This is a genomic window from Pseudoalteromonas sp. 0303 (assembly GCF_013349995.1).
Lineage (GTDB): Bacteria > Pseudomonadota > Gammaproteobacteria > Enterobacterales > Alteromonadaceae > Pseudoalteromonas.
In genome coordinates this window covers 21,982-34,678 of the sequence record NZ_JABVXF010000007.1, presented here as the reverse complement: position 1 = coordinate 34,678, position 12,697 = coordinate 21,982, and the positions used below count along the sequence as shown (strand labels likewise).

The 12,697-nt window shown below is 39.5% G+C and carries 9 protein-coding genes and 1 pseudogene; 3 read left to right on the top strand and 7 right to left on the bottom strand.

All coding sequences use genetic code 11. From position 1 onward, the window contains the following. Positions 1-51: 51 nt before the first annotated feature. Positions 52-1,461, bottom strand: a complete 1,410-nt coding sequence (locus HUS62_RS06665; protein ID WP_175078958.1) for a cell wall metabolism sensor histidine kinase WalK — start codon at positions 1,459-1,461, stop codon at positions 52-54. Then, positions 1,461-2,135, bottom strand: a complete 675-nt coding sequence (locus tag HUS62_RS06660) for a response regulator transcription factor (protein ID WP_062566930.1) — start codon at positions 2,133-2,135, stop codon at positions 1,461-1,463. The genes HUS62_RS06665 and HUS62_RS06660 overlap by 1 nt, the downstream gene beginning before the upstream one ends. Before the next feature lie 174 nt (positions 2,136-2,309). Between HUS62_RS06660 and HUS62_RS06655 the strand changes: the two genes are divergently transcribed. Genes HUS62_RS06655 through HUS62_RS06645 form a run of 3 tightly spaced genes read left to right on the top strand, consistent with a single transcriptional unit; the run spans position 2,310 to position 6,295 of the window. Further along, positions 2,310-4,253 (top strand): LTA synthase family protein, encoded by a 1,944-nt coding sequence (locus tag HUS62_RS06655; protein ID WP_175078957.1) that lies wholly within the window; start codon positions 2,310-2,312, stop codon positions 4,251-4,253. 15 nt (positions 4,254-4,268) lie between these two features. Further along, complete coding sequence (locus HUS62_RS06650) at positions 4,269-5,894, top strand: phosphoethanolamine transferase (RefSeq protein WP_404936066.1); 1,626 nt, start codon at positions 4,269-4,271, stop codon at positions 5,892-5,894. Positions 5,895-5,914: 20 nt separating this feature from the next. Then, positions 5,915-6,295: a diacylglycerol kinase gene (locus tag HUS62_RS06645; RefSeq protein WP_175078955.1), complete on the top strand. Its 381-nt coding sequence runs from the start codon at positions 5,915-5,917 to the stop codon at positions 6,293-6,295. Here HUS62_RS06645 and HUS62_RS06640 read toward each other — a convergent pair. The 5 genes and pseudogenes from HUS62_RS06640 to HUS62_RS23070 all read right to left on the bottom strand — a co-directional run bounded on the left by HUS62_RS06640 (position 6,292) and on the right by HUS62_RS23070 (position 12,611). Continuing rightward, complete coding sequence (locus tag HUS62_RS06640; RefSeq protein ID WP_175078954.1) at positions 6,292-6,525, bottom strand: hypothetical protein; 234 nt, start codon at positions 6,523-6,525, stop codon at positions 6,292-6,294. The two genes, HUS62_RS06645 and HUS62_RS06640, sit on opposite strands and share 4 nt — an antisense overlap. A 79-nt stretch (positions 6,526-6,604) precedes the next feature. Next, positions 6,605-7,348, bottom strand: coding sequence for a hypothetical protein (locus HUS62_RS06635; RefSeq protein WP_175078953.1), 744 nt, complete (start codon positions 7,346-7,348; stop codon positions 6,605-6,607). A gap of 72 nt (positions 7,349-7,420) precedes the next feature. Beyond that, the gene (locus HUS62_RS06630; protein ID WP_258536733.1) at positions 7,421-8,872 is read right to left on the bottom strand and encodes a glycoside hydrolase family 10 protein; all 1,452 of its coding nucleotides are present in this window, start codon (positions 8,870-8,872) and stop codon (positions 7,421-7,423) included. 135 nt (positions 8,873-9,007) lie between these two features. Next, a complete protein-coding gene (locus tag HUS62_RS06625) occupies positions 9,008-11,626 on the bottom strand; it encodes a TonB-dependent receptor (protein WP_175078951.1) in 2,619 nt (872 codons plus the stop codon). Between the two features lie 310 nt (positions 11,627-11,936). Then, positions 11,937-12,611 (bottom strand): annotated as a pseudogene (locus HUS62_RS23070) (SIMPL domain-containing protein). Positions 12,612-12,697: the final 86 nt, after the last annotated feature.

Here is a 12,697-nt window from a genome sequence, read left to right as displayed (position 1 = left end):
TTTCTTTTTGATAACCTCAGTGTTGCACACATATTAAACGCCTGCAAAGCCTTAAGAAATAATCAAACTAAAGGTTATGTTTTGCCCACTTAACGACACCTGAAGTTCAGCATCAATTGCTTTACTTAACGCTTTGGCAATAGATAAGCCTAACCCAAAGTTATCATTAGAGGTTCTGGCACTGTCTTTTTGCCAAAGCGGATCAAATAACTGACTTATATCTTCTTCTGTTAAGGGTACTTGTAACTCATTCATAACAGAGAATTGCAACTTATTCTCTTTATTCAGTAGCGTGCTTATAGTTACATCACTCTTGTCGGGGCTATATTGCTTGGCGTTATTTACAAGGTTGGTGATGATTGATTCAAGGACAAATAAATTACTGACAATGGCAGGAATATCATCTTGAAACTCAAACTTAATTCGCTCTAAATCATATTTTTCTAAGGTACGTAAAATAACCTGGTTTAAATCACATGCATCTTGCTTTGGAAGTGCTTCATCACTGTACTTATGCAGTAATAATAAGTTCGACACAATACTCTTTAAACGCTGGCTGATTTTTAGCACTTCGGGTTTAAAATCTGCCTCAAACTCTTTTTCATTTGGAAAACGAATGGCCACTTCAGCCATATTAATAAGCTCAGCTATAGGCGTTTTTAACTCATGAGCAATATCCGAGGTTAAGCGTCTTTCACGAAAATAAAGCTGGCGGTTTTCCCGTATAAAGGCATTTAAGCTATCAACAATGGGTTGCAGCTCTTTAACAGGCTCTTTTATTGTTATCACGGCATTTTTATCAGCGATACTGAGCCGGCTAATATCCCGGTTTAGTTTATTCAGCGGCGCCAAAGAGCTGTCGACCGATTTACGCACAAATAGACGAATAAATACGATTACTGACACAGTAGAAACAACAAAAATAACGTCGATGAGCCATAAAACAAAGTCAACTTCTTCTGATGAAGCCGCATAAGCTAAGGTTATGGGTTGTTGCAAAGAGGTGTTAACGCCCTCAATAAAATCTTCATCATCGTCTAGGTCTAAAGGCGGTATAAAGCGAGTGTAAATAACACGGCCATTGCGACCATCAGGTAACTCAGTATTGATGATTTTTGTCTCGCCAAGCTTTATTTTCTCTAGAGGTAGATTCTTTTGTGAGAAAAGATGCAAGCTTTCTGAACGCGCAAACACGCCAGACTGCGACCAAATTTGAAAATACTCAGTTTCTGTACTGCCAGAAAACTCAGGCATGAATTGCCCTGAAAAATCAAAATCAATTTCTTCTTCGTCAATATCAATCAATGACATAAGCATGCCGGCTTTTGATTTCAAACCACGATTAAATTCGTTATCAATCCAACTATCAACGGCGATATCGGTAGCAACTAAAATACTCAGCACTAGCCCAGTTATAGTAATCGATAATGTGGTTACTAACTTACTGCGAATTGATTTCATTATTTTCCTTGAATGATATAACCAAAACCACGCTTAGTTTGAATAGGTAACTCGCCACCTGCTGCCCTCACCTTTTTACGCGCCGATGATAAGTGCGCTTCAATGGAGTTTTTTGAAACTAAGTCATATTGCCCAGCAATATAGGTACTTAACTTTTCAGCTGTGATCACTTTGTTTTGATTACTAAACAAGCACTCGACTATTTTATATTCGTTGGGGGTTAAATCGATGACAGTGTCGTTAACTTGCAAAAGTTTTAATTGTAAATTTAAAGCCAAGTTATCGATGCGGATCACATCGCTGATTGTTTTCAGGCCGCCGCGACGCATTAAATTTAATAACCTTGCATGCAGCTCATCAAACGAAAATGGTTTGGTCAGGTAGTCATCGGCCCCGGTGAGTAGTCCTTTCACTCTATCTTCTGGTTCTTGCTTGGCAGATAAAATAAGCACACGAACGTCGAGCTGCTTTGCTCTTATGGTTTGTAATAACGTAATGCCATCAATACTGGGTAACATAATGTCGAGTATGATTAATTCGTACTCACCTGTCATTGCCATACTCAAACCTTCAGCGCCATCGCCGGTTTCATCAATAGTAAAACCTAGGTTCTCAAGACCAATTCGTAGACTACGTCTTAATGACACCGAATCTTCTATAATCAACAATTTCATATGTTACTCATTTAGGTAAAAGCGCTTTAGCGTCATCAGCTTACGCTTTGAATCTTAAGATCCACTTAAGATTTACTGAGGTTTTTCTAGTTTAGAAAATATTAAGATTACCATAAGGATTTCTTAAGTTTCGATTCCTAGTATTGCCGTAGTTTCGATTAAGTAAGTACGACTATGACAACAAAACTTTCTGTTTTAAAACCTTTACTCCGTTTTTCATTAATTTTAATGTCAGTATTTATACTGTCGAGAATTACCTTGCTTGTATGGCAACACCAAAGGTTAGCTGATGGCGATAGCCTAGCCGTTTTATTAGGAGGCTTAAGAGTCGACTTTAGCAGCATCGGCTATTTGTCAGCCTTGGCTGTTTTAATGTTACTCGCTAATGTACTTTTGCGCAGCAAAACCGCTTTATTTCAGCATGTTTTTACTTTTTATAGCAGTATAGTTATAACTTTAATCGTGGTTGTAGAGGCTTCTACTCCCGCGTTTATTACCCAGTACGATGTACGACCAAATCGTTTATTTGTCGAATACCTAGACTACCCTCAAGAAGTCTTTTCTATGCTATTACATGGCCACCTATTTGCCATGATAAGCACCTTAATTATTGCAACGCTTAGTTGTGTGTTTACGTATCGTTATATTAATGCTGCATTTAGCAAACAGCAAAATGCTAAAACGGTTAGCCAAGTGGTGATACTCGTTACTACTTTATTAGTTTGCTTAATTAGCGCAAGAGGCACTGTAAGCCATCGCCCGTTAAACCCTGCATTAGTGCACTTTTCAAGTGACTCACTGGTTAACTCCTTGGCCCTTAATTCAACTTACAGTGTTGCATTTGCGATTAAGAATATAGGCAATGAAAAAAATGCCAGTAGTTTATACGGTACCATGCCACGTGATGAGATTTTACAAACAGTAAAGCAAGCAGCCTATAAACAGCAGTTTATCACAGAGAGTATCCCAACCCTTGCCAACAACACACCTTTTAACACAGGCAAACAAAAGAATTTAGTGATCATTTTAGAAGAAAGCTTAGGCGCACGCTTTGTTGGCGAACTAGGTGGCATAGGTGTGACTCCTGAACTAGATAAGCTTTATCAACAAGGCTGGGGGTTTGATAACTTATATGCCACTGGCACACGATCTGTTCGAGGTATCGAAGCGGTAACAACTGGGTTTACCCCATCACCTTCGCGCTCGGTGGTCAAACTTTCTAAATCTCAGCGTAACTTTTTCTCACTTGCTGATGTATTAAGCCGCACAGGCTATACCACCCAATTTATTTATGGTGGTGAAAGTCATTTCGATAATATGAAAAGCTTTTTCTTAGGCAATGGCTTTAGCGATATTGTCGATATTAATGACATGCAAAACCCTGAGTTTATTTCGTCATGGGGAGCAAGCGACGAAGACTTGTTCAATCAAGCTGATATAGAGCTAAGTGAGCTAAATAAATCAGGCAAACCATTTTTCAGCCTTGTGTTTACCTCAAGTAACCACGACCCATTCGATATTCCAGAGGGTAAAGTAACACTGCCTGAAGGCCACGACCCAGAAAACTACAAACGCGATCTAGCAATCAAATATGCAGACTATGCTCTTGGTAAATTCATCGCAAAGGCAAAAACGCAAGATTACTGGCAAGACACCGTCTTTTTAGTGGTTGCAGATCATGATGTGCGCGTGTTTGGTTCTGAGCCTGTGCCGCTTAAATCTTTCCACATCCCTGCTGTGATCCTAAATAGTGATATGGATGCAAAGCGCGATACACGCTTAGTCAGCCAAATTGATTTACCTGTTACTTTGTTGTCGTTATTAGGCGTTGAGCAAGCAACCCCCATGCTTGGTTATGATTTAACTCAACAATACCCTGTTGAGCGCGCCATGATGCAGTACTACGACAACTTTGCTTACGTAGAAAATGGTGAAGCCGTGATCCTGATGCCAAACCAAAAAGTGAGCTATTGGCGCTATGACTCTACAAGTAAAACGCAAGTTGCCATCGATAACACAGATAGCAGCGTTGAACTTGCCAAAAAAGCCTTAGCACACGTCTTATTTAGCAATTTAGCTTATACCGAACAGTTGTATCGCTTACCAAATAAATCGTAGCGATGAGGAATGATTATGAGCATGCAAATTAAACAACTCCTTTCTAAAATATGGCACGTTAGCTACAGCCAATTTGTCTGGCTGGTGTCGTTGTACTTGGTTATTGCATTTAATGGCCTGTTTTTATTTAACATGCTTGAAGCAGCCAGCAAACCTGAACATGTCAATTGGTTATTTATAGCAAGCGTACCGTTTTTCTTATTAGCACTGACGGCAATGGTGTTAAGTTGGTTATCGTTAATCACCTTTGTTAAACCCGTGCTTTTAACAAGCGTCGTGGTTTCATCGTTGTTGTTTTATGCAACCTTAAATTACGGTGTTATCTTTGATAAAAGCATGCTGCAAAATATCTTAGAGACAAATTCAGGTGAGGCGTTTTCATACCTTAATGTACAAGTTATCGCTTTTATTACTGCGCTAGGCGTACTGCCTGCTTACTTGTTTTCTCGCTTTAAAATTGTCGGAAACTTTCGTGTTCGTCTTAAAAGCTTTGCGCTTCTTAACGTTACAGCGTTTATTGCTGTAGCTGTTATTGCCGTTCCTTTTTATAAAGATTACGCCTCTGTAGGGCGTAATAATCGTCAATTAACCAGCTACATTACCCCCTTTGCATTTTATACTGCGGGCTATAAGTACCTGCGCGATAATTATTTTTATCCACCTTTACCATTTAAAGTCTTAGATAAAACACCGCACCTATTAGCTAAGCAACAAAGTTCACTGACGATTATGGTGGTAGGCGAAACAGCACGCGCAGCAAACTTTTCACTGCAAGGTTACGACAAGCAGACTAATCAATATATCCCTAAACTTGGCGTTAAATATTTCAGTGATGTTAGTTCATGTGGCACCGCAACGGCCATTTCTGTACCTTGTATGTTCTCGCGCTTAGATCGCAATCACTATGATTCGCGCATCGCGCAAAGCCAAGAAAATGCCCTAGATATCATTCAACGAAGTGGTGTAGAAGTAACGTGGATTGATAACAATAGCAGCTGTAAAGGGGTTTGTGTGCGGGTAAACTCAGAAACGGTAGAACCAACAAAGAGCAACCCACTTTGTGACGGACGCTATTGTTTTGATGAAGTCCTAGTTGAAGAATTAGCTGCAAAGCTTGCCAAAAGTCATGCGAAGCACCAACTAGTGGTGTTACATATGATTGGTTCACATGGACCAACCTACTATCGACGCTATCCAGAAAAAGACAGTAAATTTTTGCCTGATTGCCCACGTAGCGATATCCAAAACTGTAGCAGTGAGCAACTTACCAATACCTATGATAATACCATTGCTTATACCGACCTAGTGCTCAGTAAACTTATTAATTTACTGCAAAACAGTCAGGCGGATGACAAAGCCCTACTGTATGTTTCTGACCACGGTGAATCACTAGGTGAAAAAGGTCTGTACTTACATGGCTTCCCGTATGCGTTAGCGCCTAAAGAGCAAACCCAAGTGCCTATGCTGTTTTGGAGTAATAAACTGGCCGATACCCGCTTTAATCAATGTATCGAACAGCAGCGTAACCATGCTTTTTCGCACGATAACATTTTTGACACCCTACTAGGCTTAACCCATGTACAAAGCACTGAATATCACCCAAAGCAAGATATCTTTAATGCTTGCTCAACACAAAGCTAACGAAATAGAGATTTCATACTATGCAATTTGATAGCACTAACAAACCCATTGGCATTAAACGTATTCGCCTTGCATTCAAAAACTCCCAACGAGCATTCACGTGGTTGGCAAAGCATGAGTCTGCTTTTAAACAAGAGCTGATACTGTTGCTGCTTGCCATAGCGGTGGTTTTTGTATGGCAGATTAGTCTGTATGAGAAAATTATGCTGCTTGTATCAGTGCTATTTGTGATGTTTGCTGAAGTCGTCAATACGGCAATTGAAGCCGCCATAGATCGAATAGGCCTTGAAATTCATCCATTATCAGGCCTAGCTAAAGACTTAGGATCTGCAGCCGTACTGATTGCTCTATCGATTTGTGCGTTGGTATGGGGCGGCGTGTTTGTTAATAACCTAAGCTAACTCGCTTTTTTATCATCTGGGGTGTCATTACAAAGTGCACAGTGGCGCCCTTTTGATGAATGATATAAACGGGTTGCGATAAAAATGGCCGTTGCAATAAATGACCAAACTAGCGCAAAGCCTAATGCGCTCATTGTCTCGTGACCTTTTAGAATTTCCACCATAAATAACAAAATTGCCACCAGCGTAAAAACTTTAGTGGTTCTTAATATCCAAAATTTTGTACCCACAACTTACTCCTTTAAATGAGGCCCCTTTAAGCGAGACTCCTTTGAAAGAATAAGTGTAGTTCAAAATAAGAAAAATCCCCTAAAAACTCGAAGCAGGATCAGACAATATTTGTACATTATTTTTGAATACCTCTAAAAGCCCCGGCGATGAGTGTTCAGTACCAAGCACTGTTACATGACAAACGTAACGATAACCGTTGTTAGTAAAGGTATAAAAATGATTGACCCCACTGCCATCAAAACTTAACGTACCGCCGCTGATCACTAGGCTTGGCTCATCTTGCATAGATTGGTCTATTTCCCATGCAGCATAGCGGTACTGATTATCAGCCAGTTCATCGATACGAATTAAATGCTGTTTTGTTTGCCACGTTAATATCGGCTTTGTAAATTCACGAAGACTTTTGTGTAATGCTTGTTTTTGCTCGTCAATCAGTGCTTCGCGTCGTGCTTTTTCTGCCTCTGATTCATAAGGCACTCCCCAAATAGAACCATCAAAGTCTAACCACAATTTGCCTGAATCAAACATAATGCCGCGCCAACCCATCATTTGCCAATCATGGCGAATATTTGAGTTCACTATTTTTTCGACAAACTCTTTATCAAAAATTTGCTCAAAGTTTTCTATAAGCATTTTCTCATTTTCAATTGCTGGTAGCGGCTCTTTACGCTGCAGTGGATAATGCACTCGCTTGGCAATGGCAGCTTTATCACCCGACTTAAAGGCCACAACCACAGGTTTGACAATTTTTATGTGTTTTTTTGCGGCAGTTGTTGAAAATGAGATAAGGCAGCCTAATAAAATTACCGCAAAATACTTCATTCAGTTCACTTTTATATTTAGATACTCATGTTATTCAAAGCGTAACAAATTTTTGTATTTGCAGTACAGGTGCTATTTAATTAACAACTCAATCTCATCGCTTTGATTACCTAGCCTATCAACAGTAATTACCTTCACCGCCTCTAATGGTCGTTGCATGTCTGAAGCCTTAACAGAAATCACACGTTCTTCACTTGAGTAAATATGATATTGCCACTGCTGTGCGTATTTTAAATAGACGAGTAACTGTGACACTTGCTCAGAATTAGGATGACTCCAAGTAAGATGGATGTCTTCGCCAACATAATTAATTTCAACATTAACTGCTGCCAATTCTGGTGCAGCTATCCACGGAGTTTCAGGTAATAATGCTTGATGCTGAAACACGCCTTGTGCAATCACATCAGTCATTAATTGACTGCCATCAAGTGCAGCGACATTCCAAAACACTGTACCGGGTGACGTTGATAAAAAACCACGATTAATCATGATTTGATTGACGACCTCATCAACGCCGGCTTCATCAAATGAGCGTATCGCATTAATACCAGGCCACAAATGTCGTCCTTGCGTGTTCTGTGATTGCCACCAGCTCAATAAGAGCGGATAACTTTGTGCATACTGATTAATTGGCCAGTAAAGTTGCGGCGTAAAATAGTCAAGCCACCCTTCATTAAGCCAAAGCTTAGCGTCAGCAAATAATTTGTCATATTGATCCATACCACGAATAGTTTGGGGTTCATCAGGTCTATAAATACCAAATGGGCTTATGCCAACAAGTACATGAGGCTTCGTTTGTTTGACTCGTTGATATAAACGTTTAACGAACTGATTAACAGCTTCTCGACGCCAATCACCTATCGATAATTCTCCACCTTCAGCTAAATATTGACTGTATTGTTTAGCATCAGGAAAATCTTCATCGTTGTTGTAAGAAGGATATGGATAGAAATAGTCATCATAGTGAATACCATCTAAATCATAACTATCTACAAGTTCGGTTAATACATTTAATGTATGTGAGACCACGGCTTGATCTGTTGGCAAAAACCAATAGGTCTCATTTTTTAGTTTCACTACTTTATCTGTCATTTTCTCAACGACTGAGAGTTCTGAAATTGGGCCTCCCAAGTGATGATGTGCGCGATAAGGATTTATCCATGCATGCAACTTTAAACCTCGTTTATGTGCTTGCTTGATCCAAAATTTTAAAGGGTCATAAAACGGCTCAGGCGCTTTACCTTGCTCACCAGTAAGGTAATACGACCAAGGTTCATAAGAGCTTTGATACAAACTATCGGCTTGTGGTCGAACCTGAAAAATAACCGTATTGAAGTTATGTTTTTGAAGTGAATCAAGAATCTGAATGGCTTGTTGCTTTTGCTCTTCAACAGTTAATCCAGGCTCTTTTGGCCAGTTAATATTGGCAACTGTGGCAACCCATGCTGCACGAAACTCCCTTGCAACGTAATCTTGATGGATAGTACCGAATAACTGTTTTTTAGTATCAGACACCTCCTTCATTTGTACAAAACTGCACGCACTCAAAACTAAGCAAAGGGTCAATGTGAGTAAAATTCTAAAATACATTGTATACCTCATAAAAAAGGCACAACAAAGTCTTGCTGTGCCTACATATATCAAATTCAAATAAGAAAATTAAAACTTAATCTGTGCGCCAAGTAAGAAACGACGACCGTAATCGTGTATCGCTAATGGGCGATTAACATCTGGCATGCCTGTGCTATTACCTGAAGTCGCTTTTTGCTCTTCATTTGTTAAGTTAATAGCCTGGAAAATAAGATTAAAATCTTCAGAAATGTTATAGCTAACATTTAAATCATATTGGCCAAAACCATCCTTATACTGGTTTAAGCCAAGGTAATTAGTATAAAAATATTCTGAACGATATGTATAAGAAACACGGGCACTGAAAGCAGTGTTTTCATAATAAACCGTCGCATTAAAAGTATCTTCTGAGTTGTTTGGCAACACAGCTTCTTCACCTGCGGCTTTTTGTTCCGGTGTTTGCTCTAGTTCAGCATCTGAATATGTATAGTTGGTTTGAATACCGAAACCATACATAAGCTTTTGAGTGTAGTTCACTTCAAAGCCCGAGTTCTCACCTCCTAGGCCATTTTGAGGCTGAGTCACTAAGAAATCACGAACCTCTTCAACGCCGGTATCAGGGTCTGTCCATGTCCACTGCTTTTCAATCGTGGTATTGGTGATATACGAATCAATATCTTTGTAGAAATAAGCTAATGACAATATTGATGACTCATTAAAGTACCACTCAGCTGATAAATCATATTGAGTCGAACGATAAGGTTTTAAGTCTGGATTACCTTGTGAACCTTTACATCCTGTTGCCGCTGCACAGTAGCCACTTTTACGCGCTGATAAAAAATCGTAGTCAGGGCGAGACATTACTTTAGCCGCAGCAAAACGAAGCACAACATCATCCGTAAAGTCATAATTAATGTTTACACTTGGTAAGAAGTCATCGTAGCTATTTGAGCTATATACATCTTGAATATTTTCAGGCGCAAAGCTACGCCCTGTATACTCAACTGAACGAGAGTCAAGCTCTGTTTTAACCGCGCGTACGCCCATATTACCGCGCCACTTATTGTGCTCGAACACGGCTTTCACGTATCCAGCTGTAACAGTTTCTTCAAGATCGAAGGTGTAGTCAAGGTGTTCATAAGGACCTGAAGTTGGGCTAGTAGACGAGATCCAGTCTGCATACTGGTTATTATCAAACTGCCATAAAATGCCATCGCTAGTAGAATCGCTTGCAAACATACCCAAATTAAAGCTCTCACCTGCTGCTGACACTTTTGGATAGTTGGCTTTCATCAAACTGGCAGCTTTTGTATGCTCACGGTACTTTATACCCGCTTTAATTGCAGTGAAAAAACCAGTGTCTAATAAATATTCAACATCAAACTGCACATAAAGCTCATCAGAGTCATTGAGTATGTCATTTTTATGGTTGTAATCTAAACGGTAATCTTGTGGGCTTAAATCTGCTGATAAAGTCACATCTGGCGTACCATTTTCTAACGTAAATGACGCATTTGTATTGGCATAGTACTCTGAATAAACATCACTTACCTCACCTTCAGCCTTACTGTAACCTAGCTGACCTGTAACAGTGTAGTCATCAGCTTTGTAAGTCACTTTTAAATCATGAGCTTGAGTATTAAATTCACCACGATAGCCCGCATTACCATAATAACCCAAGTTATTGTGTGCTGGTAAGTCACCGGCGACAACCGTACCATCAACGATAACTGGGTTTTCAATGTTAGCAATATTTTGCAAGATAAAACCGCTTGAATACGTGCCATATGATTCATGTTCTGACTTTGAATATAAGTTATTGAAAACAAAATCAAGGTTATCATTTGCGGCGTATTGGAATGTCGCTGTTACGGTATCTAAATCACTATCACTTGCGTAGCGGTTGTAACCCACTGCCCCTGGATAAAATTCTGCATTACCATCTTGGTTAGCATCTGTGCTGCGATAACCAAATCGAACTTCTTTACTATCGCGTTGAGTTGCTGTTTCTTTATGAACAAAGCCGAGATTAAAACCAAAGTCTTGGGCTTCATTTTTCCATGAATATAAACCAGACACGTATGGCTTAGTTTCATCTGCGTTTTCAAAGTGGAATGCTTTTACTGAAAGCGCTGCATAGTTAGCTTCACTATCAAGCGGTTTACGTGTTTTTACTACAACAGTGCCACCAATTGAACCTTCATCAATGTCAGCTTCAGCAGACTTATAAACCTCGAGAGTATCGACCATTTCTGCTGGTAATAATGAGTAATTAAAACCACGCGACGGGCGTGTAATTGATGCCGAAGCCGTTGCAGAAGCCACATTTTGGCCATTTAACAGCGTTATATTTAAATGAGGTGCTGTACCACGAATACTCACTCGGTCGCTTTCACCGCCTAAGTCTTTCTCTACTTGCACGCCAGGAATTCGTTGCAATGCATCTGCAACTGTTTGATCAGGAAATTTACCGATATCTTCAGCAGAAACAGCATCAACTACGCTGTTTGAAAAGCGTTTCATATTAATACTTTTCTCAACTGACGCCGCATAGCCGCGGACTTCTATCAGCTCAATATCTTCTTTTGTAACTTTCTTTTTTTCATCTTGTTGATCAGCTGCAAAGGCTGGTGCACATGTTCCAAGTAAAAGAGTTGGGAGCAATGCTTTTTTGATGCAAACAGTTAGCGTGGAGAATTTTTTATTCATGGAAATGTAACCCTATCGTTTTTAAAAAGTGAGAGATTTTGTGACTACAAACTACATAAATGCTCTTTTGAACAACAATTGGTAACAACTTTATTGTTACAATGCGGCTACAATATTCGTAATAAACTTTAAAATCAAGATATTTTATTCCCACCAAAGACCGCTTTAATAATATTAAATTCCTAAAATTCAGCAAAAATCTCATGTAAGTCAATAAAAAACAAAAAAGTACATGAATATAAAGGGTATTAAAAAACAATACTTTGCAGATTAAAAATACTGTTCTTTCGCTTCAAAACAAGGGAGTTAATTATTCCAAAACCAAATCAAACACAACATTGACACTTGCTCTGAAGGTAATCGATTCTTGTAAATACTTACCTTCTGGTACGGTATTAATACGTGAGCCCGTGACCATGATACGTTCAATATTTGTATTGCTACCATAGCCAAAGTGACTACCTATCTCTTGCGATTGAATACTATACACCCGACCAAGTTTCGCTTCGAATGCGCTAGCAAGGCTACTTCCCTGCTGTTTGGCATTCGCTACTGCTTTATCAAGAGCGGCTTGCTCGTAATCTGAGGCTTTGGTTTATAAAAGTTGAATTTGCTCGATTTGATTGACGCCCACTTTAAGCGCAAAATTTAAAAATCCGTCCAAAAGGGAGAGTTTTTTAAGGCTGACTTTGACCTTACGCGTGGCTCGAAAACCATCTTTGACTTGGTTATCGTTTTCGTCATATCGCATGTTCGGCTCTACGAAAATTCGACCCGCAGAGATACTTTTTTCGTCTATTGAGAAATTATTTAAGCCCGCAAGGAGTTCATTTACTTGCGCATCAACTTGCTGCTTAGCCTGCACGCTTTCAGCTTTTACAGCTTCAAACTCTAACGTGATATCAGCCCTATCGGGGGCAGTACGTACAACAGCCTCACCTTTAACAACAATATGGCGATTATCCGGCAGACTTGTTGCAGCCATTGCAGAACTGCTACATAAAACCAGTAACAACAAAGATTTAAGCATCATAACCTCTCCCTAGAAAAAAGTTATGATGCCTTGCTACA